Annotated in this window: 23 protein-coding genes and 1 pseudogene; 15 read left to right on the top strand and 9 right to left on the bottom strand. The window is 67.2% G+C overall.

The features are described 5' to 3' along the window. Positions 1-256 precede the first annotated feature (256 nt). The 7 genes and pseudogenes from B1818_RS01505 (at position 257) to B1818_RS01470 (ending at position 5,641) form a co-directional block, all read left to right on the top strand. Positions 257-454, top strand: coding sequence for a hypothetical protein (locus tag B1818_RS01505; RefSeq protein ID WP_139114287.1), 198 nt, complete (start codon positions 257-259; stop codon positions 452-454). A gap of 74 nt (positions 455-528) precedes the next feature. Further along, a pseudogene (locus B1818_RS01500) lies at positions 529-1,229 on the top strand (hypothetical protein); the annotation flags it as partial. Between the two features lie 94 nt (positions 1,230-1,323). Further along, positions 1,324-2,502: a hypothetical protein gene (locus B1818_RS01495; protein ID WP_254859515.1), complete on the top strand. Its 1,179-nt coding sequence runs from the start codon at positions 1,324-1,326 to the stop codon at positions 2,500-2,502. 20 nt (positions 2,503-2,522) lie between these two features. Then, entirely contained in the window at positions 2,523-3,011 is a 489-nt protein-coding gene (locus B1818_RS23865; protein ID WP_139114285.1) for an enoyl-CoA hydratase, read from the top strand. Between the two features lie 713 nt (positions 3,012-3,724). After that, entirely contained in the window at positions 3,725-4,207 is a 483-nt protein-coding gene (locus B1818_RS01480) for an enoyl-CoA hydratase (protein ID WP_078111746.1), read from the top strand. Positions 4,208-4,213: 6 nt separating this feature from the next. Beyond that, positions 4,214-4,921: a hypothetical protein gene (locus B1818_RS01475; RefSeq protein ID WP_078111745.1), complete on the top strand. Its 708-nt coding sequence runs from the start codon at positions 4,214-4,216 to the stop codon at positions 4,919-4,921. A 48-nt stretch (positions 4,922-4,969) separates the two neighbouring features. Further along, entirely contained in the window at positions 4,970-5,641 is a 672-nt protein-coding gene (locus B1818_RS01470) for a VOC family protein (protein ID WP_058251398.1), read from the top strand. A gap of 132 nt (positions 5,642-5,773) precedes the next feature. On the opposite strand, the gene B1818_RS01465 is transcribed toward B1818_RS01470, so the two are convergent. Then, complete coding sequence (locus tag B1818_RS01465) at positions 5,774-6,970, bottom strand: NADP-dependent malic enzyme (RefSeq protein WP_058251397.1); 1,197 nt, start codon at positions 6,968-6,970, stop codon at positions 5,774-5,776. Positions 6,971-7,237: 267 nt separating this feature from the next. On the opposite strand from B1818_RS01465, the gene B1818_RS01460 reads away from it, so the two are divergent. The 4 genes from B1818_RS01460 (at position 7,238) to B1818_RS01445 (ending at position 12,505) form a co-directional block, all read left to right on the top strand. After that, entirely contained in the window at positions 7,238-7,903 is a 666-nt protein-coding gene (locus B1818_RS01460; RefSeq protein ID WP_058251396.1) for a GntR family transcriptional regulator, read from the top strand. Continuing rightward, positions 7,900-9,162: an MFS transporter gene (locus B1818_RS01455; RefSeq protein WP_078111744.1), complete on the top strand. Its 1,263-nt coding sequence runs from the start codon at positions 7,900-7,902 to the stop codon at positions 9,160-9,162. Before B1818_RS01460 ends, B1818_RS01455 begins: the two co-directional genes overlap by 4 nt. Positions 9,163-9,271: 109 nt before the next feature. Further along, complete coding sequence (locus tag B1818_RS01450; protein ID WP_078111743.1) at positions 9,272-11,353, top strand: DUF6541 family protein; 2,082 nt, start codon at positions 9,272-9,274, stop codon at positions 11,351-11,353. 288 nt (positions 11,354-11,641) lie between these two features. Continuing rightward, a complete protein-coding gene (locus B1818_RS01445) occupies positions 11,642-12,505 on the top strand; it encodes a hydrolase (protein ID WP_078111742.1) in 864 nt (287 codons plus the stop codon). On the opposite strand, the gene galE is transcribed toward B1818_RS01445, so the two are convergent. Both galE and rfbB read right to left on the bottom strand, forming a co-directional pair. Beyond that, positions 12,490-13,509 (bottom strand): UDP-glucose 4-epimerase GalE, encoded by a 1,020-nt coding sequence (gene galE, locus B1818_RS01440; protein ID WP_058251392.1) that lies wholly within the window; start codon positions 13,507-13,509, stop codon positions 12,490-12,492. The two genes, B1818_RS01445 and galE, sit on opposite strands and share 16 nt — an antisense overlap. Before the next feature lie 222 nt (positions 13,510-13,731). Next, complete coding sequence (gene rfbB / locus B1818_RS01435; RefSeq protein ID WP_058251391.1) at positions 13,732-14,748, bottom strand: dTDP-glucose 4,6-dehydratase; 1,017 nt, start codon at positions 14,746-14,748, stop codon at positions 13,732-13,734. Between the two features lie 130 nt (positions 14,749-14,878). Between rfbB and rfbA the strand changes: the two genes are divergently transcribed. Both rfbA and B1818_RS01425 read left to right on the top strand, forming a co-directional pair. Beyond that, positions 14,879-15,754: a glucose-1-phosphate thymidylyltransferase RfbA gene (rfbA, locus tag B1818_RS01430; RefSeq protein ID WP_058251437.1), complete on the top strand. Its 876-nt coding sequence runs from the start codon at positions 14,879-14,881 to the stop codon at positions 15,752-15,754. A 52-nt stretch (positions 15,755-15,806) separates the two neighbouring features. Continuing rightward, on the top strand, positions 15,807-16,424 hold the full coding sequence (locus B1818_RS01425) for a dTDP-4-dehydrorhamnose 3,5-epimerase family protein (RefSeq protein ID WP_058251390.1): 618 nt from the start codon (positions 15,807-15,809) through the stop codon (positions 16,422-16,424). Positions 16,425-16,481: 57 nt separating this feature from the next. Here B1818_RS01425 and B1818_RS01420 read toward each other — a convergent pair whose 3' ends face one another. The 3 genes from B1818_RS01420 to B1818_RS01410 all read right to left on the bottom strand — a co-directional run bounded on the left by B1818_RS01420 (position 16,482) and on the right by B1818_RS01410 (position 18,899). Continuing rightward, the gene (locus B1818_RS01420; RefSeq protein ID WP_058251389.1) at positions 16,482-17,276 is read right to left on the bottom strand and encodes an ABC transporter permease; all 795 of its coding nucleotides are present in this window, start codon (positions 17,274-17,276) and stop codon (positions 16,482-16,484) included. An 8-nt stretch (positions 17,277-17,284) separates the two neighbouring features. Beyond that, positions 17,285-18,223, bottom strand: a complete 939-nt coding sequence (locus tag B1818_RS01415) for an ABC transporter ATP-binding protein (RefSeq protein WP_058251388.1) — start codon at positions 18,221-18,223, stop codon at positions 17,285-17,287. A gap of 133 nt (positions 18,224-18,356) precedes the next feature. Then, positions 18,357-18,899, bottom strand: a complete 543-nt coding sequence (locus B1818_RS01410; RefSeq protein ID WP_058251387.1) for an EXLDI protein — start codon at positions 18,897-18,899, stop codon at positions 18,357-18,359. 126 nt (positions 18,900-19,025) lie between these two features. Here B1818_RS01410 and B1818_RS01405 point away from each other — a divergent pair, with 126 nt between their 5' ends. Then, positions 19,026-19,757 (top strand): hypothetical protein, encoded by a 732-nt coding sequence (locus B1818_RS01405; protein ID WP_176455863.1) that lies wholly within the window; start codon positions 19,026-19,028, stop codon positions 19,755-19,757. Here B1818_RS01405 and B1818_RS01400 read toward each other — a convergent pair. Together B1818_RS01400 and B1818_RS01395 are read right to left on the bottom strand one after the other, a co-directional pair. Next, complete coding sequence (locus tag B1818_RS01400; RefSeq protein WP_058251385.1) at positions 19,754-20,107, bottom strand: DUF2304 domain-containing protein; 354 nt, start codon at positions 20,105-20,107, stop codon at positions 19,754-19,756. The genes B1818_RS01405 and B1818_RS01400 overlap by 4 nt on opposite strands. Positions 20,108-20,114: 7 nt before the next feature. Next, the gene (locus tag B1818_RS01395; RefSeq protein ID WP_058251384.1) at positions 20,115-20,816 is read right to left on the bottom strand and encodes a glycosyltransferase family 2 protein; all 702 of its coding nucleotides are present in this window, start codon (positions 20,814-20,816) and stop codon (positions 20,115-20,117) included. Between the two features lie 91 nt (positions 20,817-20,907). Here B1818_RS01395 and B1818_RS01390 point away from each other — a divergent pair, with 91 nt between their 5' ends. Continuing rightward, the gene (locus B1818_RS01390) at positions 20,908-21,762 is read left to right on the top strand and encodes a glycosyltransferase family 2 protein (protein ID WP_058251383.1); all 855 of its coding nucleotides are present in this window, start codon (positions 20,908-20,910) and stop codon (positions 21,760-21,762) included. A gap of 292 nt (positions 21,763-22,054) precedes the next feature. Here the strand turns inward: B1818_RS01390 and B1818_RS01385 are convergent, their stop codons facing one another. Next, complete coding sequence (locus B1818_RS01385; protein ID WP_058251382.1) at positions 22,055-23,323, bottom strand: hypothetical protein; 1,269 nt, start codon at positions 23,321-23,323, stop codon at positions 22,055-22,057. Positions 23,324-23,328: the final 5 nt, after the last annotated feature.

The following is a 23,328-nucleotide window of genomic DNA, read 5'->3' as shown; positions in this document are numbered from 1 at the left end:
CATCGTGGTGTCCGCGGGTCTGATTGTCGGAGCTGGGGAGAGCGATGCTGCACCACAGTTGCCCCGCATAGGTATTACCGGCGACACCATGGGAACCTTTGGCGATCATTCCTACTGCAGGGGGGTCCTGCATGTGGGCTTGACCGCCGCCCCGTCCAAGCGCGGGGTCGTTCGAGTCACCCTCACGTCTTCTGGCTTCATAGGAAACGGTCCGAGCTGGAAGCGGAAGCCGGTGTGCAAGCTTCTGATCGGCACAGTGCATACGAGCATCGAGGCGTATGCCAAATGGAACTTCTTCAACGCCGATTTTGGACCGCGCCGCGGACAGAAGGTGGTCCACGACATCCGGACCGGGTCCGGTCTTGTTCAGTTCCAGGCCGTCTCGTATGCGCGGAACAACCCCGTTCGCGTCATGCAGTCCTACGGAGTCTCCCACTACATGCTCGTGCCGTAGCTTACGAATCGAGTTGAGCTTCTGATGTCAAGACGTATTGCAGCTGTACTGACGGTGGTTGTCGCAGACCCCGTATGACCAACCCGACCACACCCCGCGACGGCGACCCGCAGGCCTGGGCCGAGCGGGCCGTCGTCGTGTGCGGGACAGCGGGAGGCGTTGGCACGTCGGTTGTTACGGCCCTGCTCGCGGAGCATCGGGCGTCGTCGACGCTCGGCTGCTCTCGTGGTGGGTGGACGCGTCGGGGAACGACTGCGACGTCGAGCTGCGGCTCCGCGGGTCGGGTAGCCCCGAACTGCTGCGCACGGCGGCGGGCACGGGTCTGTGGCTACCGCCCGAGGAGGCGACGGTCACTGACGCCGTCGTCGAGACGTGGCGGCAGGGCGCGGTTCCCGTCGTCGACGCCGGTGCGCATCCGCTCACGCTGCTGCCCGAACTCGCCGAAGACGACCTCCCGAACCTCACCCCGGTGCTCGTCATCGCGGCGCGACCCGACCTACTCAACCGCGCCCGGGTCGTGTTCACCGAATGGGACCGGGCCGGGGTGCTGGAGAAGACGATCGTCGTCATCTCCGCGCAACTACCGGCCACCCATCAGGACGGCCTCGCCGACATGCTGGTCAACGTGGTGTCCGGTGCGGTCGGCGGAGTGATCGGGCTCGACTACGACCCCGTCATCGGGGCCGGCACCGCCCTGGACCAGGAGGCGCGCCGTGGGTTCCTGCCGGCGACGCACCAGGCGATCGCGGCCTTGGCCGCGGCAACCACGAATCGCACGACAGCTCCGGCGGCAAGTCCTATATCCAGTCCATCCGATCGGTTGAGTGAGATTTCGCCCGCCGTGGGCGCACGAGAGAGGTAGTTGAGTAATGAGGCATGGTCGGGGTCGGCATCGGAAGCGTCGGGTGCCGAGTGGTCCATTGCTGTCGGTGACGTCGGCGGTGGTCGCGGTGTCGATCACTGCGGGTGCGGGGGCGGCGTTTGCGGTGCCGGAGCAGGGTGGGACGAGTCCGGGTGACACGGCTCCGGGGCAGGGTGGGACGAGTCCGAGTGATGTGTCGCCGGATGGTGGTGCCGGTGCTGAGGCGACGGTCGAGCCGGTGGTGGTTCCGGGTCCGGGCAGTATTCCGGGTCCGCCGGTGGAGGCGCCGTATCAGGCGTACACCGCGCCTGGGTCGTATTCGTATGACGAGCCCTACACGCTGTTGATCAACAATCGGGTGGCTCCGCGGGTTGCTCCGCCGGTTCGGCCGATCGCGCCGCCGCCGGAGAAGATCCGTGTGGGCAACTTCGTCACCGACATTCCGGAGGGGATGTCGAAGCGTGATGTGAACTCGATCAATGCGTGGTCGGCGTATGGCGAGGCGAAGATCGCGCAGGGTTTGATCTCTGCTGGTGTTCCTGAGGACGAGGCGACTCGTCGTGCTGCTGCGACGATCATCGGTGTTATGGCTGGTGGTACGGCTGGGGCTGTCGCGCTTGGTATTCCGTCGGCGGTTGTGGGCGCGGGAGTAGGTGCCATCACTGGGGCCACTATCGGGACAAGTCTAGGCGGACAAGGAATTGCAGGTGCTGGGATCGGCGCCGCGGTCGGTGGCGTGGGAGCTGGAGCCGCGGGTGCTGCGGTTGGCGCGGCCATTGGCGGTACGACGGGTGGTCTCCTGGCCTATGCGCTGGGCGCCGGTGACCCTGGCGCGAACCCGGATGAGCCGTGGCGTCAGAACGGTCCACGTCATGCGCTGCCTGACGCTGACGGGCCGAACCAATTCGAGTTCCACTTGACATCAGAGCAGGCGCGGCGCTCGGGACTGCCTGCTGTCGACTACGTGGTCAATCACCGCGGCGACGTAGACGCGAAGGTTGGGACCTCCACCTTCGGCTGGTCAGGCGGTCAAGCCCGATCGCCCTACGCCGTTTTCGGTCCACACGTCGAGAAATCGGTCCGTGATTGGACGCGAGGGCACGCAGAGAGCTTAAGGACCGCGATTCCGGGCAGCGACATCGCCTGGCCGTCCGAAGACACCGGCGCAGATGCAGCCGAACGCTAACGAGAGTGAGTTGAGTACTGATGTCAAAACGACTGGTGGTTGTGTTGGCCACGATTGCCGCCGTGCTCGCCGGATTGATCACTGGATCGGGTGAAGGTGCCGCAGCACCCGAACTGCAGAGAATCTCGATCAATGGTGACCGATTTGCGACAGTGGGAAATCACTCATTCTGCAATGGCGAACTCCGCGTTAGTCTCACTGCGGCTCCGAGGAAACCCGGCTTCGTCCGGGTCGGGCTTACATCGTATGGGTTTAGCGGGCAGGGTCCGAGCTGGAAGCGTAATCCGGTGTGCAAACTGTTGATTGGTGCGGTGCACACCAGCGCGATCGGTTACGCGCAATGGAGTTTCTTCAACGCGGATTTCGGTCCGAAACGTGGGCAGAAGGTGGTTCGCGACATCAGGACGGGATCCGGTGTGGTCGAACTTCAGTTGTCGTCGTACGCACGCAACAATCCGATCCGTCTACGGCAATCACTCGGTCTGTCGTATTACATGCTGGTGCCCTAGCTCAGAGTCGGGTCTCGTGATCTGACCTGTTACCAGGACCATACCGATCAATTGGAGCAGCGACGCCACCTGTGTGGCCGCCTTCCCTTATTGCGAGGATGACACGTATGAAGAGAGCAGTTCTGTGCGTGGGCGCCACGGTCCTAGCACTTGCCAGCGCCTTGTCGGGCGTCGGTCAGGCGTCCGCGGCTCCGATTCCTCAAGTGACTTTCACCGGTTACAACTTCGGGACGTTCGGTGACCATTCGTATTGCCGCGGCGCCATTAACGTCACCGCGGACTCGGCGCCGAAGAAGCGCGGCGTCGTCCGTGTCACCGCGCGGTCGCACGGATTTACGGGCCAGGGTGCGAGCTGGAAACGCAATCCCAAGTGTCGTGTGCTCCGGTGGAACGTCTACAACAGTGTTCGCGGAATCAATCTCGAGAAGTTCGTTACTGTCTCGTTCGGGACCCGGTCCGGCGAGACAAAGACCTGGGAAATCCCTTCAGGTTCGGGTCCGGTAAGTCTAGGTATTACGGCGGTGGCCGCTAACAGTCCAATCCGGGTACCGTCCGGTTACGGATCTACGATCTACATGCTTGTCCCTTAGGCAGGATCGGCTGGGAATTGTCCGCCGATTCCGGCGGGGCTCACGCCTACAAGTATGAATCGCGTGTGTGTGATCTCGAAAAGTTCGAGTAGACCTGCGGGTCAGAAATTGCGGGGAATAAATATGAAGAAATTGGTAATTGGAGTCATGTTGGCCGCATTCGCCGCGGTGACTACGGTGACCGGCGTTGGCCAGGCGACCGCGGCGCCAATCCCGAACATCGCGCTCTACGGCAACAACCTGGGAACCATGGGGGACCATTCTTTCTGCCGCGGCAACGTCAACGTCACGGTAAAGACGCCGCCGAACAAACGCGGCGTGGTCAGGGTGACAGCACGGTCCGCAGGGTTCGGCGGAGAAGGCGCGACCTGGAAGCGGAATCCGAAGTGCCGAGTACTCTTTCAAACCCGATACACGAGTCTTCGTGGCTATGCACTCGACAAATGGACAACAGTGACCTTCGGGACGCGTCGGGGTGAGACGAAGGTGTGGGACGTTCCGACTGGCCCGGGTCCGGCAACGATCGGAATCACGACATCTGCCATCAACAACCCGGTCCGCACGCCGACGGGTGCTCTTCTCGTATTTCACATGCTCGTCCCCTGAATCCACATGACCAACCCGACCACCCCACGCGACGACGACCCGCAGGCCTGGGCCGAGCGGGCCGTCGTCGTGTGCGGGACAGCGGGAGGCGTTGGCACGTCGGTTGTTTCGGCGCTGCTCGCGGAGCATCGGGCGTCGTCGACGCTCGGGCTTCTCTCGTGGTGGGTGGACGCGTCGGGCAACGACTGCGACATCGAGCTGCGGCTCCGCGGGTCGGGTAACCCCGAACTGTTGCGCACGGCGGCGGGCACGGGTCTGTGGCTACCGCCCGAGGAGGCGACGGTCACTGACGCCGTCGTCGAGACGTGGCGGCAGGGCGCGGTTCCCGTCGTCGACGCCGGTGCGCATCCGCTCACGCTGCTGCCCGAACTCGCCGAAGACGACCTCCCGAACCTCACCCCGGTGCTCGTCATCGCGGCGCGACCCGACCTACTCAACCGCGCCCGGGTCGTGTTCACCGAATGGGACCGGGCCGGGGTGCTGGAGAAGACGATCGTCGTCATCTCCGCGCAACTACCGGCCACCCATCAGGACGGCCTCGCCGACATGCTGGTCAACGTGGTGTCCGGTGCGGTCGGCGGAGTGATCGGGCTCGACTACGACCCCGTCATCGGGGCCGGCACCGCCCTGGACCAGGAGGCGCGCCGTGGGTTCCTGCCGGCGACGCACCAGGCGATCGCGGCCTTGGCCGCGGCGACCACCAACAGGCACTGAGGCGCGCCCCCTTTCGCAATCCACCGGAACGGGGCAGCATGGGGCGACATGACCGGGTCCACTCGCTCGCCGCTCACCACCGCCGAGGCCGCCGAGATGGTCGCCGATCCCTGGCGTGTCATCGCCGACAGACTCGCCGCCGCCTACAACACCGGATCGATGGTGCGGGGCGGCGAGTTCGTCGCCAAGATCATCGACGCCGCCGAAGAGGCGAACCACCACCCCGACATCGATCTGCGTTACGGCACGGTGCATCTCGTGCTCACCACGCACAGCGCGCACCAACTAACGGAAGCCGATGTCGCCCTGGCGAACCGGATCACCGGCATCGCCGCCGACCTCGGCCTCGAGCCGGTGTCCGCGCCCGTCACCCAGTTCAACCTCGCCATCGATGCCCTCGACATCCCGGCCATCAGGCCTTTCTGGAAGGCCGTCCTGGGCTACGGCGACGCGGCCGATCGCGAACCCGTCGACCTCGTCGATCCGGCCGGGCGCCTACCCAGCGTCTGGTTCCAGCAGATGGACGAACCTCGCCCCCAGCGGAGCAGGATGCACGTCGACCTGTGGATCCCGACCGACGAACTTCACGAGCGCCTGCAGTCGGCCATCACCGCCGGCGGCCAACTCCTCACGGACGAGTACGCCCCGGCCTTCTGGGTTCTCGCCGACGCCGAGGGCAACGAGGTGTGCCTGTGCACCTGGCAGGACCAGAACTACTGATCAACCGAGGGGTGGTGACCCCTCAACCCATCGAGAAGCGCGACTGAAAACCACCCTCTCAGAGGCGAGCCGGCGAACATAGCCGACGGTCGCTCCCGGAGGGTGGTTTTCAGTCGCGGGTGGGCAAAGCGCCTAGGAGCAGTGCCCCTCGGCGCGGGCGACGTCGGCGACGGCGGCCGCCACTGCCGGGGCGACCCGGTCGTCGAGCGGGCTGGGCACGATGCGGTCGGCGCGCAAGTCATCGGCGACGACCGAGAAGATGGCTTCGGCCGCAGCGATTTTCATGCCCTCGCTGATGCGTCGCGCACCGGCGTCGAGCGCACCCTTGAAGACGCCGGGGAAGGCGAGGACGTTGTTGATCTGGTTCGGGAAGTCGCTGCGTCCGGTCGCGACGATCGCCGCGTACTTCGCGGCGGCCTCCGGATGGATCTCCGGGTCGGGGTTCGACAGGGCGAAGACGATCGAATCGTCGTTCATCGACGCGATGAGCTCTTCGGGGATCAGACCTGCCGACACACCGATGAAGACGTCGGCGCCGGCGAGGGCCTCGACCGCGCCACCGGTCAGCCCGCGCGGGTTGGTGCGTGACGCCAGTTCGCTCTTCGACTCGTTCAGGCCGTCACGTCCCGCAGACACGATGCCCTTGGAATCCAACACGACGACATCGGAGATGCCCACTGCCAGAAGGATGTTCGCGCACGCGACACCCGCGGCACCGGCGCCGGAGATCACGACCTTCAGGCCGGCGAGATCGCGGCCGAGGTGGGTCGTCGCGCCCTTGAGGGCGGCGAGGACGACGATCGCGGTGCCGTGCTGGTCGTCGTGCATGACCGGGCAGTCGAGGGCCTCGATGACGCGGCGCTCGATCTCGAAGCAGCGCGGCGCGGAGATGTCCTCGAGGTTCACGGCGCCGAAGCTCGGGCGGAGTCGGATGAGGGTCTCGACGATCTCGTCGGGATCCTGGGTGTCGAGAACGATGGGGATCGAGTTGAGTCCGGCGAAGCTGCGGAACAGTGCGGACTTGCCCTCCATGACCGGCAGCGAGGCGCGGGGACCGATGTCGCCGAGTCCGAGGACCGCCGAGCCGTCGCTCACCACGGCGACCAGGCGATCGGTCCAGGTGTACTTGTTCACCAGGGTGGCATCGGTGTCGATCGCACGCGACACCTGGGCCACACCCGGGGTGTAGGCGATCGACAGGTCGCGCTGGGTGTCGATGGGTGCGCGCAGCTCCACCGAGAGCTTGCCGCCGACGTGGGCCAAGAAGATCTCTTCGTCGGTGATGGGGTGGTCGGCGATCGTGGGTTCGGTGTAGGGGGTCTCACCCATACGTGTGTCCTCCGTGCTCGTCACGGGTCCTCCTGAAAAGCCGCGAAAATGCGGGTTGCATCGTCTCGCCGGCCACGCTGCCCGCGAGCTAGAAGTGATCCGCATCGACGCGAGCAGGTGGGCTCAGCGGACGCGGGCCGGGCTCGTGTGAGCGGGGTGACGCTCGTTACGGCCGGATTAAGTGTCTCACCGTCTGGGATCGTTCCGGAAGGTGGGTCGGCCCAGGTGAAGTGTCCAATGATCATTGATAAGGTACAACTTGTGTCTATGTTGCATGCGACCTCCGAATCCGCTGCTGAGCGGGTATATGTCGAGGTCAAAGAGCAAATTCTCACAAACGCGATCGCCGGCGGTGAGCTGATCAGCGAGGGTGAGATCGCCGCGAAGTGCTCGGTGAGCCGTACGCCGGTGCGCGAGGCGTTCCTGCGGTTGGAGACCGAAGGCTGGATGCGTCTCTACCCGAAACGGGGAGCCCTCGTGGTCCCTATCGGTGAGCGCGAGATCCGCGACGTCGTGGACGCACGCCTGCTCCTCGAACGGCACGCGGTGCGTGCGGTCGTCGGTCGGCCGGGTGCGGTGGCCGGACTCGTGCGGAGTCTGCGCGCCAACCTCGACGCCCATCGTCGGTCCGACGCCTCGGACATCCGGGAGTTCTCCCGCATCGACGCCGAGTTCCATCAGCTCATCGCCGCCGCCGGCGACAACGCATTGCTGTCCGGCTTCTACACCACGCTCGGGGAGCGGCATCGACGGATGACGACGGCGTCGGTGCACCGGGACGCGAGTGTCGCGGCCCGAATCCTCGACGACCACCGCGCGCTCCTCGACGCGATCGACTCCGCCGACGCCGAACGTTTCGACACCCTGCTTGCCGGCCACCTCGTCGCGGTTCACGATCTACCCGGGCACGACCTCCCCGGGGCACCGGCATGAGCGCCGACCGCGCGCGCTTCGGATGGCCCGCCGTCGCGCTCGCCGTGTTCGCCACCGCGTGGGGCGGCAACGAATTCACGCCGCTGCTGGTCATGTACCGGCAGATCACCGACATGTCGCCGGTCGTCGTCGACGCGTTGCTTTTCGCCTACGTCCTGGGCATCGTGCCCGCCCTGCTGATCGGCGGCCCGTTGTCGGATCGGCTGGGCCGACGGCCACTCATGCTGCCCGCCCCGCTGTTCGCGGCGGTCGGCTCGGGACTGCTGGCCGCGGGCTCGGAGTCGGTGGCACTGCTGACCGCCGGGCGGGTGTGCAGCGGCATCGCGCTGGGTCTCTCGATGGCCGTGGGGGGGAGCTGGATCAAGGAACTCTCCGACCGCGACGGTGCGCGGACGGGTGCCGGCGCCGGTCGCGCGGCCATGAGTCTCACGGCCGGCTTCGGCGTCGGCGCCGGGGTGGCCGGGGTGCTCGCGCAGTGGGGGCCGTGGCCGCATGTGCTGCCGTACCTGATCAACATCGCCATCGCGGTCGTCGCGGCGAACCTGATCGTGCTGGTGCCGGAGACGCGTCCCAGACAAGACTCGCCGGGGCGTCTGCGTGACGACCTGCGCATCCCGTCCGCGGGCCATCGTCGTTTCCTGTTCGTCGTGCTGCCACTGGCGCCCTGGGTTTTCGGTGCCGCCGCATCGGGTTACGCGATCGTCCCCGCCCTCATGTCCGCCCGCACCGCGGGAGCGCCGATCGCGTTCGCCGGCCTGTGCTGCGTCCTCGGCCTGTCCGCCGGTTTCGGCATCCAGTCGTTGGGTCGGCGGATCAACCGGCCGGGGAGTCTCCGCGGTGTCGTCGTCGCCTTCGTGGTGCTCGTGGCCGGAATGGTCCTCGCGGCCGTGGCGGCACACGTGCTGACCGTATGGGTCGCGCTCCTGGCGTCGACGCTGCTCGGCTGCGGATACGGCATGGCGATGATCGTCGGCCTGCTGGAGGTGCAGCGCATCGCCGGACCCGACGACCTCGCCGGGCTCACGGCCGTGTTCTACGGCGTGACCTACCTCGGCTTCGGGGTTCCGGCGGTTCTGGCCTGGATCTCGGAGAGCTGGCCGGCGATCACCTACCCGGTCATGTTCGGCTTCGGCGCCGTCGCCGCAATGATGAGCCTGATCGTCGCTCTCCTCGGACATCGTCGCCACGGTGCGCCCGTCGTAGAACCCGGTACCGCCGCGATGGCGGGCTCGGCCGGCGGGGCCGCCCGCACACGGTGACGCGTCGTCGATCGACCACCCGGTAACCTGCTGAGAGTTTGATCAGGCACCGCAGTGACACCGCGGTGCGACGGGGAGTGCAGCGGGTGAGTGTGGAAAGGCGCAGACGATGATGCTCGGAGCATGGGTCGTCGTCGTGACCGCGCTCGTGCTCATCCTGCCCGGCGCGTTCGTCGGCCGACGGATGAACCTACCGTGGCCGGTCGCGCTGGCCGCCGGTCCGCCCATCACGTTCGCCCTGGTCTCGATCCTGACGGTGCTGTACTCCGTCGTCGGCTTCGAGTGGAATGCCGTCTCGGCCCTGGTGGGTCTGGTCTTCGCGGTCGGCGGTGCCTGGGTCTACTCGGCACTGCTGCTCACCCGGTGGGGTCAGCGGCTGGCGCCGGTACCCGACGCCGACGGCGAATCCCGCGTGGGACGGACCGCGGTGGTGTGGGTCGCCGCCGGGCTCGGACTCGGTGGACTCGTCATCGCCGTCACCTGTATCCGGCCGATCGCGACGACCGCATTCGCCGGTCTCGGCAACATCTCGCAGGTGTGGGATTCGTTGTGGCACGCCAGTTCCCTGCGCTGGATCCACGAGACGGGCGTCGGCTCGGCCATGCGGATGGGCGAGCTGATGAACTACGACACCCAGGGGTTCAACTACTACCCGAACACCTGGCATGCGCTGGGTGCGTTGCTGTTCCCGCTGACCGGTGCCGACCCGGTCGAGCTCTACAACACGTATTCGCCCGCCGTGCTGGCGATCACCGTTCCGCTCGGTGTCGCGTCGCTGGCCTACTGGTTCGCGCGGCACCGCTACGACGTCGACTCGTCGGCTCTCATCGCCGGTACCGCGGGTGCGCTGAGCGCGCTGTTCCCGTCCCTGCCCTACGTCGAGGTCCAGCTGACCTCGGTGCCGAACGCGGTCGGCGTGAGCCTGGCGCCGGTCGCCGCCGTCCTCGTGATGAGCGTGGTGTCGGACAGATCGCGTGTGCTGCCGGCCGCGCTGGCCGTGGCCGGTGTGACCGCCACCCACCCCTCCGGCCTGATCGTCGTCGGCGTGATCGTCGGCCTCTGGTGGCTGTGCGAGGGTCTGTGGCGTCCGGTCGCCGGTCGCCTGCGCGATCTCGCGACGCTGGCCGTCACTGCGGTGGTGACGCTGGTCCTCATCGCACCGGTCGTCCTGGGCACGATCCGGGTCGCCGACACCAACGAACTCCCGTTCTTCGACTTCCGTGAGGAGACGATCGGCGTCCTCGACGGGCTCGTCAAGGGCGCGTTCAACGGGACGATCCCGCTCGAGCTCGATCACTTCCCGGTGTGGCCGCTGATCGTTGTCACCCTGCTCGGGCTGATCGCACTCGTATGGCTGCGATGCTGGGCCGGCCTCGTCGCATGGTTCGTGTTCGCCATGGTGACCGCCAACGCGATGGTGTCCCTGGGTCCGCTGTCGTACCCGCTCGGGGCGATCGGCGGCTACTTCTACAACTCGCCCCACCGGCTCACATTCGTCGTCGCGATCCTCTCGGCCGCGGCGGCAGGCGTCGCGATCGGGGCTCTCGCGCTCGGCGTCGCAGGTCTGTTCCGACGCCGCGTGGCATCGGACCCGGCCGACGGTCGGGAGAAGGCCGAGGCGACTTCGGGGAAGGCGCGCTGGGTGGTGGCCGCGACATACGTGATGTTGCTGGGTCTGATCGCCGGCGCCGCCGTCGTGCGTTATCCGCCGAACGCGCAGATCGCGTCGAAGGAGCGGGGCGGCAAGTATGTCGGGCCCGACGATCTTGCCGCCTACGAGTGGCTCGCCGCGCAGCCCGACGCCCAGGACGTCCTCGTCCTCAACAACCTCGACCAGGGCACCGGCTGGCTGTACCCGGTCACCGGGGTCACCCCGATGTTCCCCTTCTACCGGGCCAACGAGTTCTCCGAGCGGCAGCGCGACCTGTTCTGGGGTGTGTCGGAGATCGGCGCCGACCCGGCCATCGACCAGATCGTGCGAGACATGAACGTGCATTACGTGATCGACTCGCCGCCGAGTTACTGGGAGTTCCAGCGCGGCATGCCCGACCCCGCCCGTGGTCACCAGGGCGACCCCTTCCTGGCGTTGCGTCAGAACGGCGCTCCCGGATTGACCGAGGTGTTCCGCCGCGGCGACGCGGTGGTCTACCGCGTCAACGACCTCGTCTACCCGCCGCCGCCCGCGCCCTGAGTGACTCCGCTCCTCAGTAACTGCGGCCCGGCGGCCGTCGTGGGCCACGAAAGACCAATCCTGGGCGACTGAACTCATGCTCCCTGAGGTGCGAGCGAAGCGAGCCACGAAGGGCTCAGCATCGTGTCTCACCAGGCCCTTCGTGGCTCGTCGCTATCGCTCCTCACACCTCAGGGAGCAATGGGGTCGCTTCTTTCGGATTTAGGGAGCAGTGGGGCCGCGTCTCGCACACGGAGCGGGGCGGCCATTCACCCCGTTCGACGCACGGGCACGGGCTAGCGTCGGGACATGCGGCCCTGGATGTGTGTCTTCTGCGCCAACGAGTTCCCGCCGGGCGAGACGCCGCCCGCGATGTGCCCGATCTGCGACGACGACCGGCAGTGGCTTCCGGTCAGCGGTCCCAGCTGGACTCCGCTCGACGAGACCGCCGACAACGCGCTGACCGCCCACGAACTGGAGCCCGGTCTGACCGCGCTGACGGTGCAACCCTCCGTGGGGATCGGGCAGCGTGCCCTGCTCGTCGCGACTCCCGACGGGAACATCCTCTGGGAACCGCCGGGTTTCCTCGGGCCGTCCCTCGTCGACTGGCTAAAGCAGCACGGCGGGGTCGCCGCCATCGCCGCGAGCCATCCGCATCTGGTGGGCGCGAGCGTCTCGCTCAGTCACCGATTCGGTCGAGTTCCGGTGTATTACAACGACTCCGACCGGCGATGGGTCACCCGCCCCGACCCCGTCGTGCGCTTCTGGTCGGACACCACCGAAGTCCTCGGCGGGGTGCGACTCGTCCAGTGCGGCGGTCATTTCCCCGGCAGCGCGGTGCTACACCTCCCCGACGCCGCCGACGGCAGGGGTGCGGTGCTGACCGGCGACACCATCAAGGGCGTCATGCAGCCCGGCATGGTGACCTTCATGCGCAGCTACCCGAACATGATCCCGCTGTCACCGCGGCTCGTCCGTCAGATCGTCGACCGGGTGAACGAACTCCGGTTCGACCGGCTCTACGACGCGTTCGGTGTCGTCGTGGCCGAGAACGCCCGGGACGTGGTGGACAGTTCGGCGCGGCGCTACATCGGCTGGGTCACCGACTCGATCGTCGATCCCGACGATCCGCACGCGCCTGCCCAAGGGGAAACCGGTCAGGCGTCCGGGTAGCCCTTCGGGTTGCCCGACTGCCAGCGCCAGGTGTCGGCGCACATGTCGTCAATGGTCTTGGCGGCGTGCCAGTTCAGGTCGTCGTTCGCCCGGGTCGGATCGGCGTAGGACGCGGCGATGTCGCCGGCCCGCCGCGGGGCGACCTCGTAGGGGATTGGGCGCCCACTGGCCCTCTCGAACGCGTGCACGACCTCCAAGACCGAAACCCCTTGCCCCGTACCGAGATTCCAGGTCGACATGCCGGTCTCGCCGGTGCTGATGCGGTCGAGGGCCGCGACATGGCCGGCGGCCAGGTCGTCGACGTGGATGTAGTCGCGCACGCCGGTGCCGTCGGGGGTGTCGTAGTCGTCGCCGAAGACCGCCAGCTTCTCGCGCCGGCCGACCGCGACCTGCGCGACGAACGGCATCAGGTTGTTCGGAATGCCCGACGGGTCCTCGCCGATCTGTCCGCTCGGATGTGCGCCCACCGGATTGAAGTACCGCAGTGCCGCGATGCGCCACACGTCCGAACTGGCGGCGACATCGCGCAGGATCTGCTCGATCATCACCTTGGTCCAGCCGTACGGGTTGGTCGCCGAAGTGGGTAGGTCCTCGGTCATCGGCAACTGCGGCTCCGCGCCGTAGACCGTTGCCGACGACGAGAACACCAGCGTGTGCACGTCGTGGCGTTCCATCGCGCGGAGCAGGGCGAACGTGGTGCCGAGGTTGTTCTGGTAGTAGTCGAGCGGCTTGGCCACCGACTCGCCTACCGCCTTGAACCCCGCGAAGTGGATGACCGCGTCGATGTCCTCGTGGGCGAAGAAGTGTTCGGTCTTGTCGACGTCGGCGAGGTCGAAGGCGTGGACGGGGATGGAACGGTCGGTCAGTGCCTCGAGCCGGCCGACGACGGCCGGCTTGGCGTTGCTGAAATCGTCGACGATGACGACGTCGTGTCCGGCCGAGACCAATTGGATGACGGTGTGCGAGCCGATGTAGCCCGCTCCTCCGCTCACGAGTACGCGCATGACGACCACCGTAAGCGGCGACCCTGGGAATGGGCCAAGTGGACTGCATGGAGGTCACCAGGTGGCTTCGACTCGGCGCCTCGCTTCGCTCGGGGCCGGCTCAACCAGCGGAGGGGGCGGGTCAACCAGTGGAGGGGCCGGGTCACCAGCGGAGGGGCTGGTTAATTAGCGGAGGGGCCGGGTCAACCAGCGGAGGGGCCGGGTCAACTAGCGGACAACGGCTCAACCAGCGGAGGTGCCGGTGACGCGTTCGGTGGTGGCGTACTTCTGTTCGACGGCTTCTTTAGCGGGTTGCCACCAGCCGGGGTGGTCGCGGTACCAGTCGATGGTGGCGGCGAGGCCGGCGCGGAAGTCGAGGTAGGAGGGGGTCCAGCCGAGTTCGGTGCGAAGGCGGGTGGAGTCGATGGCGTAGCGGCGGTCGTGGCCGGGGCGGTCGGTGACGAAGTCGAAGGCGTCGGCGGGCTGGTCGAGGAGTTCGAGGATGGTCTCCACGACGGTGCGGTTGTCGACCTCGCCGTCGGCGCCGATGAGGTAGGTCTCGCCGATCTGGCCGCGGTCGATGATTGTCCACACGGCGTCGTTGTGGTCGTCGACGTGGATCCAGTCCCGGACGTTGCGGCCGTCGCCGTAGAGCTTGGGGCGCACCCCGGAGAGCACGTTGGTGATCTGGCGGGGGATGAACTTCTCGATGTGCTGGTACGGGCCGTAGTTGTTGGAGCAGTTGGAGATGGTGGCGGCCACGCCGAAGGAGCGGACCCAGGCGCGCACGAGCAGGTCGCTGCCGGCTTTGGTCGAGGAGTAGGGGCTCGACGGGTTGTAGGCGGTCTGTTCGGTGAAGCGGGCCGGGTCGTCGAGATCGAGGTCGCCGTAGACCTCGTCGGTGCTGATGTGGTGGTAGCGCACCTGGTGGGCGCGGACGGCTTCGAGCAGGGTGTAGGTGCCCACGAGGTTGGTGGAGACGAACGCCGACGGGTCGGCCAGAGAGTTGTCGTTGTGGGATTCGGCGGCGAAGTGCACGACGAGGTCTGTGTCGGCGACGAGTCGGCCGACCAGGGCGGCGTCGGTGATGTCGCCCTCGACGAGTTCGACGCGGTCGGCGACCGGGGCGAGGGTGTCGGGGTTGGCGGCGTAGGTGAGTTTGTCCAGGACCCGGATCGAGACGTCGGGGCGGGTCGTCAGGGTGCGCAGCACGAAGTTGGCGCCGATGAACCCGGCACCCCCGGTCACGAGAACACGCACGCGCGGCGCCTTTCGTCGAGGTCGATGGTCGCAGTCACTCTACCGAGGAGCCGACCTGCTCGCCTCGGGTGAGCGCAGCGGCGCGACTCGCGTGCCGTCGCGAAAGGCCGCGGGCATTACCCTGATCGCCATGAAAGGGATCATCCTGGCCGGCGGTACGGGCACGCGGCTGCACCCCATCACGCAGGGGGTGAGCAAGCAACTCGTCCCGGTCTACGACAAGCCGATGATCTATTACCCGCTCTCGACGCTCATGCTGGCCGGGATCCGCGACATCCTGATCATCACCACCCCGCACGACGCCCCGGCCTTCGAGAACCTGCTCGGCAACGGCGACCAGTTCGGCATCGACCTCACCTACAAGACCCAGCCCTCCCCGGACGGACTCGCGCAGGCCTTTGTCCTCGGCGCCGACCACGTCGGTACCGACTCGGTCGCTCTCGTCCTCGGCGACAACATCTTCTACGGACCCGGACTCGGCAGCCGGTTGCAGGGTTTCGAGAACGTCGACGGCGGCGCGGTCTTCGCCTACTGGGTGGCCAACCCGGAGGCCTACGGGGTGGTCGACTTCGACGCCGACGGCACCGCCATCTCATTGGAAGAGAAACCGGCACAACCGAAGTCGAACTTCGCGGTACCCGGTCTGTACTTCTACGACAACGACGTCGTCGACATCGCCCGCAACCTGCGGCCCAGCGCCCGCGGCGAGTACGAGATCACCGACGTCAACGCCCACTACCTCGACCGCGGGAAACTGTCGGTCACCGTCCTGCCGCGCGGCACGGCGTGGCTCGACACCGGCACGTTCGACAGCCTCCTCGACGCCGGCAACTTCGTCCGCACCGTCGAACAACGCCAGGGACTCAAAATCGCTGTCCCAGAGGAGATCGCGTGGCGACAGGGGTATCTCTCCGACGAGGAGTTGCGGGCTCGTGCCGACAAACTCCGCAAGTCGGGTTACGGTGACTACCTGCTCGAACTGTTGCAGCGGGGCAAGGGTTTCTAAGCGCCGCCCCCGAGGCGCATGTCCGACGACCGACCCTGGGAAAGGTGTCCGCATGAAGGTCCGCCCGCTCGCCATCGACGGAGCGTGGGAGTTCACCCCGGTCCAACACGGCGATGCCCGTGGGTTGTTCGCCGAGGCGTTCAAGGCCGACGTGATCGCCGAGACCATCGGTCACCGCTTCGACCTCGCGCAGGTGAACCTCTCGGTGTCCGCGGCCGGCGTGCTGCGCGGCGTGCACTTCGCCGACGTCCCCCCCGGACAGGCGAAATACGTCACCTGCCCCACCGGCGCGATTCTCGACGTCATCGTCGACATCCGCGTCGGCTCACCCACTTTCGGTACCTACGACACCGTCCTGCTCGACGACGTGGATCGTCGTGCGGTCTACCTGTCCGAGGGTCTCGGCCACGCGTTCTGCGCGCTCGCCGACAACTCGACCGTGACCTACCTCTGTTCCACCGGATACAACCCGACCGGTGAGCACGGCATCAACCCGCTCGATCCGGAACTGGGTATCGAATGGCCGACGCACGCCCGGGACGGTTCACCGCTGGAGTTCGAACTCTCGCCGAAGGACACCGCGGCACCGGGGCTCACCGAGGCGCGCGAGTCGGGTCTGCTGCCGAACCACGACGAGGTGGCCGACTTCCTGGGTTCGCTGCGGAACTGAGGCGCGAACGCCGAAACGTGCACGGCGCCAGCCGTACACGTCGCAGGGCAGGAAGCGTCAGCCGGTAGTGGACCGCCGAAACGCGGTGACCGCCCAGAAGTAGCCGACCACCAGGAACACCACGCACCACCCCAGCGCCCACGGCCAGCGATCACTGATGTCGAGACCCATGAGGAGTCCGCGCAGCGTGTCCGCGATGGGACTGAACGGCTGGTACTCGGCGAACTGGCGGACACCGTTGGGCATGCTGTCGGTCGGGACCAGCCCACTGCCCAGATAGGGCAGGAACAGCAGCGGCAGCGGCATGTTGCTCGCACTCTCCGGATTCGGCGCGACGACACCCATGGCAACCGCGATCCACACGAGGCCCGCGGTCAGTAGCAGGAGCAGTCCGCCGGCCGCGAACCAGTCGAGAAGGCTTGCGTCGGCACGGAAGCCCATCGCGAACGCGACCGCGAGCAGGAAGCAGACCGCGACCACACCTTGGATGAGGGCGCCGACGAAGTGTCCGGCCAGGATCGCTGTCGGCGGAGTGGCCAGTGATCGCAACCGATTGATGATGCCCTCGGTGACGTCCTGATTGACCGAGACCGCAACCGCCACCGTCAGGAACGACGGCACGAAGAGCAGTAGGCCGGGGAGAAGATAGTTGATGTACTTGCCGTCCAGCGGTCCGTCCGCGGCGAGGGCGCTCTCGATGGCACCGCCGAAGAAGTAGGTCATCATCAGCAGGATCACGACCGGCATCGCAATCGTGGAGAACATCATTGTGGGGTAGCGCCGTAGCCGGATCAGGTTGCGGCGCACCATCACCGCGGAGTCGGACAGGGTGTGGTCGAGCGTGGTGGTCATGACTTCTCCTAGTTGGTGGTAGCGGCGGTGCGGCCGGTGATGGTGAGGAAGACGTCGTCGAGATCCGGTGTGTGGACCGAGATCCCGGCAGCGTCGATCCGGGCGTCGTCGAGGGTGGCGAGCACGCCGCGGACAGCGCCGATCCCGGCGCCACCGGGGACGGCGAGGGTGTTCTCGCCCGGGGTGTCGACCGCCGAGGGGAACTGCGACCGCGCCCGTTCGAGGTCGTCGGCGTTCGTGAAGTCGATCCGGATGTATCCGCCCGGCACGAGACGCTTCAGTTCGGCCGCCGTCCCCTCGGCCACGATGCGGCCGCGGTCGAGCACAGCGATCCGGTCCGCGAGGTGATCCGCTTCCTCGAGGTACTGCGTGGTGAGGAAGATGGTGGTGCCGCCGGCGACGAGACCGCGGACGGTGTCCCAGACCGCGCGGCGGGACCGTGGATCGAGTCCGGTCGTCGGCTCGTCGAGAAAGATGATCGACGGTTCGCCCACCAAAGTCATGGCCAGGTCGAGGCGCCTGGTCATACCGCCGGAGTATTCGGCGACCCGACGGTCCGCGGCGTCGGTGAGGTCGAAGTCGCGCAGCAACCGGTCGACCCGTTCGCGGGTCGCCGCTTTCGAGAGATGTCGCAGGCGGGCGACCATGGTGAGGTTCTCCCGCCCGGTCAGCAACGTGTCGACGGCGGCGAACTGCCCGGTCAGGCCGATCTGCGCGCAGATCGCGGCGCGGTCGGTCCGCGGATCGAGTCCGGCGACCTCCACCTCACCAGCGTCCTGTTGCGACAACGTGGACAGAATCTTCACGGTGGTCGTCTTCCCGGAGCCGTTGGGTCCGAGCAGGGCGAACACCGCGCCCGCCGGTACGTCGAGATCGATACCGTCGAGGACGGTGTGGTCGCCGAAGGACTTCGTGAGTCCGGAGGCGCGGACGGCGGTTGTTGTCATGATCGTGCTCCCAGTGGTTGCTGAAACTAGAAATAAACTCATGCGCATATATGCATGTGTGGGTAGACGACGGTCCCTGATGGACGTCGCCGGGAACTGCTCGGTTGTTCTAGTGGTGCGGTCGGGTGGGGTTTTACACGTCCAGGTCTTCGACCTCGGGTCGGAGGGCGGCGGCAGTACGTGCGTAGAAGCGTTCGGGGACAAGCGGTTTGAGCTGGTCGGGAGAGTCGACGATGTCGACGCGGTAGTCGCCCCAGTCGGGTAGGTCGGCGGTGAACAGGCTGCGGACACTGGGAAGGCCGGTCAGGTCTTTCAGCCAGTTACCGGTCTTCTGCCGATGTGTCACCCCGTAGTTCGCCCAGTCGACGTGGTGGACCGCGAGGACGATCTTGCCGGTCCGCCCTTCGTAAGCGGTCAATTTGGTTGCATTGCCGGTGGTTTCGTCGTACTCGGTCTCCTCGGCGAGGAGTCTGCCGAAGAACCGTTTACGACGCACTCCGTCGGGACCGTCGCGCAGGACGACCTCGTCGTAACCGGCGTCGCGGTAGTCGGCTGCCCGCACGTACGCGCGCAGTGCCTCGACGACTGCGCCGGAGAGATTGCCTCCTGACACCTGTTGAGCGCGTTCGAGGACTTTGAGGTCATCGTCGGAGACGTAGATGGTCTTGTTGGGCATGCGGTAACTATATGTAGATGTATACGTAGACGCAAGGGATCGGGGAAACTGCATCCGGGAGGGCAGTCCGTGAGGGTGACGGCTCCGAATCGTTCAGTAAGCTGAGCAATGGGAGGTGGCGAGCAGATGCTCACTGGAGTGATCGGAAATTCGGCGATCATGGCCGCGATAGGGCTGGGGATGATCGCGTTGACGGCGTGTGCGTTCCGCCTGAGGCGGTCGGGCGGGGCCGTCACCTGGTTGGTGGTCCTGCTCGGCGTGGCACTGACATTCGACAACGTGGCAGTTGCCGTAGGCCGGATGGTCGGCTTCGGTGACCTTTTGTACGCGATCAACCTGCCGCGCTTCTGGATTCACGGGCTGATGACTCCGCTGATCGTTGTCGCCGCGGCCGTGCTCGCCTGGCGTCTGGGGGTGCGGTGGAGTCGCCCGGTGGTCGTGGTCGGGGCCGTTCTCGTCGCCGCATTGGTGGTCGTCGGGATCGTCGAGTGCTTCGTGGCGCTGGAGCTGACGCCGGCGACCGACGGTGATGCGCTGCGGTACGCCAACGCCGCCGCTGCCGGCCCGCCGGTCCCCGCACTGGGCACCGTGCTGATCCTCATCGCGATCGGGATGACCGCGTGGCGTCAGGTGCGGTCGCTCTGGCTGTTGCTCGGCTCGGTGACGATGCTGGTCACCGCGGCCGCGGGCATGTCGGTTCTCTGGCTAGGCAATTTCGGTGAGCTGGTGTTGTACGCCTCCATCGTCGCCACCATGTTCCAGGTGGCCGCGGCCGAAAGCCGTTCCGCCGCCAATGGTACGAACAATCGGCTGGAGTCGGGGAGGGCCGCGGCGCAGTCGATGACGGTCCGGAGCTAGTCGCCCGTTCCGGAATGGTTCTCGCGCTCCGCGTCTTGCAGCGCGATCGCGCGGGCCAGCCGCGCGTACTTGACCTCCAGGTCGCGGAACCGCAGATACGTCGACACCGTCGTGAAGGCGAACGCGATGACCAGGAGGAACAGGACCAGGTCGAGGCCGCGTTGGATGCCGATCTTGTTGGCCACCCATGTGACGTCGTCCTGCCGCAGCATCGCGTAGAGGCCGAAGCCGATGAACGCGACGAACAGCAGCTTCACGCCTGCCGACGCGCGGGCCGTGCCTCGATTCACCACGAAGAACCCGACGAGCGCGACCAGACCGAGGATCGCGAGGATCTGGAACCAGATCATCGTGGCATCACTTCCTCACCCGGGTGTGGAACAGGCCGTCGGCGACGATGTTGACCCCGTTGATCAGCGACTGTCCCTTCGCCCGCGAGTAGTCGGTGTAGAGGATCGTCACCGGTTGTTCGGCCACCCGCCACCGGTGGTGATCGATGAGCGCGATGAACTCTGACGCGTGGCTCATCCCGCTCATGAGCAGGTCGAGCTCATCGGCCACGGTCTTGTTGAACGCCCGAAGTCCGTTGTGCGCGTCGGACAATCCGAGGCGACGAGTGCGCGGGCTCAGGAACACGATGGTGCGCAACGCCATCCGGCGCAGGATCGGAACCGATTCGCTGCGACCGTCGGCGAAGCGGGTCCCGACGATGATGTCGACCGGCTCGCGTCGTAAGCGTTCGATCATGGCCGACACGTCGTTAACCTGGTGCTGCCCGTCGGCGTCGAAGGTCACGAAGAACCGTGCCCCCGGCCGGCGACGCGCGTACTCGACGCCGGTCTGGATCGCGGCGCCCTGACCGAGGTTCACCGGGTGCCGAACCAGATGCACCCCGGCGGCCCGGATCTGCTCGGCCGAGTTGTCCGAGCTGCCGTCGTCGACGCAGACGATGTTGGGAAACGTCTCGCGGGCCTTGGCCGCCACCTCGCGGATCACCTGGCCCTCGTTGAAGACGGGCACCACCAGCCACACGTCGGCGTTGGTACTGGGTTCGGCCATGGTCAACAACCCTAACCCGCTTCCGCGCGGGGTCTGCCGCCCGGCACGCCTCGGGGGCTGCATGGTGATCGGACCTGGTTAGTCTTGTCCGGTGACGATCGACGTGATGATGCCGTTCTACGGCGACGTCGCCCAGTTCCGGCAAGCCGTCACCAGTGTGCTCGACCAGGACGACCCGGACCTCCGGCTCGTCGTCGTCGACGACTGCTACCCGGATCCGACGCCGCGGCAATGGCTGGAGTCGCTCGGCGACGCCCGGGTCCAGTACCTCCGCAACGAGACCAACCTCGGCGTGAACGGGAACTTCCGGCGCTGCGTCGAGCTGGTCACCGCCGACTGGTTCGTGGTCATGGGGTGCGACGACGTGATGCACCGCGCCTACCTCGCCGCCGTCCGTACGATGGCCCGCCACCATCCCGACGCCGCGGTCATCGCGCCCGGCGTCGACGTCATCGACGAGAACGGTCAACCGGTCACGCCGCTCGGTGACCGGATCAAGTCGGTTCTCGCGCCGCCGCGGGCGACCGTGCTGTCCGGGGAACGGCTGGCCACCTCGCTGTACCACGGCAACTGGACCTATTTTCCGTCCCTGTTGTGGCGGACCGCCGCCGTGCGCGAGGTCGGGTTCCGGCCCGGACTCGAGATCGTCCTCGATCTCGCACTCCTCGTCGATTTGGCGAGCGCCGGCGGATCACTGGTCTACGACCCCGAGGTCGTCTTCTCCTACCGCAGGCACCGCGCCTCGGTGAGTTCGGTGCAGGCCGTCGACGGTCGGCGGTTCGCCGAGGAGAACCGATTCTTCGCCGACGAAGCGCAGCGTTGCGAGGCGCACGGCTGGCCGAAGGCAGCGCGCGCCGCCAGGTGGCACGCGACGTCGAGGCTGAACCACCTCTCGGCCCGCGTCGGCGCGGGCCTCGGCCGGCTGCGGATTTCGTCCGGAAGCTAGGAGCGCCTGCGCTCCCTGGGGGGTGGGCGAGCCCAACCCCTGCTCCCTGAGGTGCGAGCGAAGCGAGCTTAACCCCTGCTCCCTGAGGTGCGAGCGAAGCGAGCCTCGAAGGGCTCGTAGCGCGCCTCACCAGCCCTTCGAGGCTCGTCGCTTGCGCTCCTCGCACCTCAGGGAGCAGGGGTTATGCGGTTCTTTCGGTCAACGACGGCCGCGAGGCCGCAGGTACTAAGGAGCGAGCTTGCGAGCCGACCCCATGCTCCCTGAGGAGCGAGCTTGCGAGCGTCACGAAGGGTCAGGCCCGCAGCACCCCGACGAGATGCACGCCGAGGCCGACCAGGGGTCCGACGACGAGGGCGACGCAGGTCCGGGTCGCGACGTCGAGCGGCAGCAACAACATCGCGATCGCGACCAGGGTCGACACCCACCATCCGGCCGCGTACCAGCGGTGGGCGCCCGCGGCGATCGCGGCGGCGCCGGTCACCGTCAGCAGCGCCAGGCACGTCGCGCCGAGCGTCAGCATCGCCACGACCACACCGTCGAGATCGAAGTCGGCGCCGAACACCGATCGCAGCAACCACGGGCCCACCAGCCACGCGGCCGTCACCCCGACGCCACCGACCGCGGCGACGATCCCGAGGGGAGCACCCAGCGCGGCGAGGCGGTGGTCCCGGCGGTCGACGAACCTCGAGATCAGCACACCCTGAAAGCTGTTGAGCGGCACTAGTAGTGGTGCGCGGGTCAGGGTGACGGCGAGGATCAGCGCGCCGATCGTCCGGACGTCGTCGGCGTCGGGGCCGCCACGCAGGTCGGTGGTCAGGTTGATGAGCACGGGAAAACCCATGACGAGGACGGCGCTCGCGGCGGCGGCGGCCATCGCGGTCAGGGTGTTGCCCGTCAGACGTCGGGGCGCGACGTCGCCGGCGACGCCGATCGCACGGCGGGCCGAGGCCGACACCACGAGCAGCAGGCACCACGACACCGACCCGACGACGGTGACGACCAGGAACGCGGTGACGCCCCAGCCGGCCGCCACCGCGACACCGGCACCAGCGAGCCGGATCAGCGCGTCGACCGACAGCAGCACCGCGAACGACGACCAGTCCAGCCGCCCCGACAACGCTCCGCACAGGTGTGCGTACACCGCGAAGCTCGCCACGCCGACGGCGAGCAGCAGCACCGACAGGCCGCGATCCGCGGTGAACACCCGTGAGCTCCACAACGGTGACGTCGCGACGACCAGAACGGCCAGGCCGAGCCCGATGCCCGCGTTGACCAGCAACGGGCGCGACCGGGCGAGCCCCTCCGATGCGGCGGTCCGGACCGCCCGCGTCGTCTCCTGCAGTTGCCCGTTCTGCGCCCCGGTCACCAGGCCGTAGGCAGCCCAGAACACGGCGAACACGCCGTAACCGACGGCCCCGAGATGCCTGGCCGCCAAGAGCAGGACGACATACCCCGACGCGGCCGCGACGATCGTCGCCATCGTGACCCGGCCCAGTGAACGTGCGTCGGTGTCGCCTGCCGAACCGGCGTCCGGACCCGGCGTCGTCGGATCGGTCGTCATCGAAC

This window comes from Gordonia sp. IITR100, assembly GCF_002009645.1.
Lineage (GTDB): Bacteria > Actinomycetota > Actinomycetes > Mycobacteriales > Mycobacteriaceae > Gordonia > Gordonia hongkongensis.
The sequence above is the reverse complement of the archived record's forward strand: the minus strand, read 5'-3'. Positions and strand labels throughout refer to the sequence as shown.

Coding starts and splice junctions, on each gene's coding strand:
- B1818_RS01400 (WP_058251385.1), bottom strand. CDS start 20,107: ATGATCTGGTTCCAGATCCTCGCGATCCTCGGTCTGGTCGCGCTCGTC.
- B1818_RS01455 (WP_078111744.1), top strand. CDS start 7,900: ATGAGCGCCGACCGCGCGCGCTTCGGATGGCCCGCCGTCGCGCTCGCC.
- B1818_RS01410 (WP_058251387.1), bottom strand. CDS start 18,899: ATGCCCAACAAGACCATCTACGTCTCCGACGATGACCTCAAAGTCCTC.
- B1818_RS23865 (WP_139114285.1), top strand. CDS start 2,523: ATGTCAAAACGACTGGTGGTTGTGTTGGCCACGATTGCCGCCGTGCTC.
- B1818_RS01385 (WP_058251382.1), bottom strand. CDS start 23,323: ATGACGACCGATCCGACGACGCCGGGTCCGGACGCCGGTTCGGCAGGC.
- B1818_RS01480 (WP_078111746.1), top strand. CDS start 3,725: ATGAAGAAATTGGTAATTGGAGTCATGTTGGCCGCATTCGCCGCGGTG.
- B1818_RS01425 (WP_058251390.1), top strand. CDS start 15,807: ATGAAGGTCCGCCCGCTCGCCATCGACGGAGCGTGGGAGTTCACCCCG.
- B1818_RS01460 (WP_058251396.1), top strand. CDS start 7,238: ATGTTGCATGCGACCTCCGAATCCGCTGCTGAGCGGGTATATGTCGAG.
- B1818_RS01405 (WP_176455863.1), top strand. CDS start 19,026: ATGCTCACTGGAGTGATCGGAAATTCGGCGATCATGGCCGCGATAGGG.
- B1818_RS01465 (WP_058251397.1), bottom strand. CDS start 6,970: ATGGGTGAGACCCCCTACACCGAACCCACGATCGCCGACCACCCCATC.
- B1818_RS01450 (WP_078111743.1), top strand. CDS start 9,272: ATGATGCTCGGAGCATGGGTCGTCGTCGTGACCGCGCTCGTGCTCATC.
- B1818_RS01445 (WP_078111742.1), top strand. CDS start 11,642: ATGCGGCCCTGGATGTGTGTCTTCTGCGCCAACGAGTTCCCGCCGGGC.
- B1818_RS01415 (WP_058251388.1), bottom strand. CDS start 18,223: ATGACAACAACCGCCGTCCGCGCCTCCGGACTCACGAAGTCCTTCGGC.
- B1818_RS01495 (WP_254859515.1), top strand. CDS start 1,324: ATGAGGCATGGTCGGGGTCGGCATCGGAAGCGTCGGGTGCCGAGTGGT.
- galE (WP_058251392.1), bottom strand. CDS start 13,509: ATGCGCGTACTCGTGAGCGGAGGAGCGGGCTACATCGGCTCGCACACC.
- rfbA (WP_058251437.1), top strand. CDS start 14,879: ATGAAAGGGATCATCCTGGCCGGCGGTACGGGCACGCGGCTGCACCCC.
- B1818_RS01395 (WP_058251384.1), bottom strand. CDS start 20,816: ATGGCCGAACCCAGTACCAACGCCGACGTGTGGCTGGTGGTGCCCGTC.
- B1818_RS01420 (WP_058251389.1), bottom strand. CDS start 17,276: ATGACCACCACGCTCGACCACACCCTGTCCGACTCCGCGGTGATGGTG.
- B1818_RS01470 (WP_058251398.1), top strand. CDS start 4,970: ATGACCGGGTCCACTCGCTCGCCGCTCACCACCGCCGAGGCCGCCGAG.
- B1818_RS01475 (WP_078111745.1), top strand. CDS start 4,214: ATGACCAACCCGACCACCCCACGCGACGACGACCCGCAGGCCTGGGCC.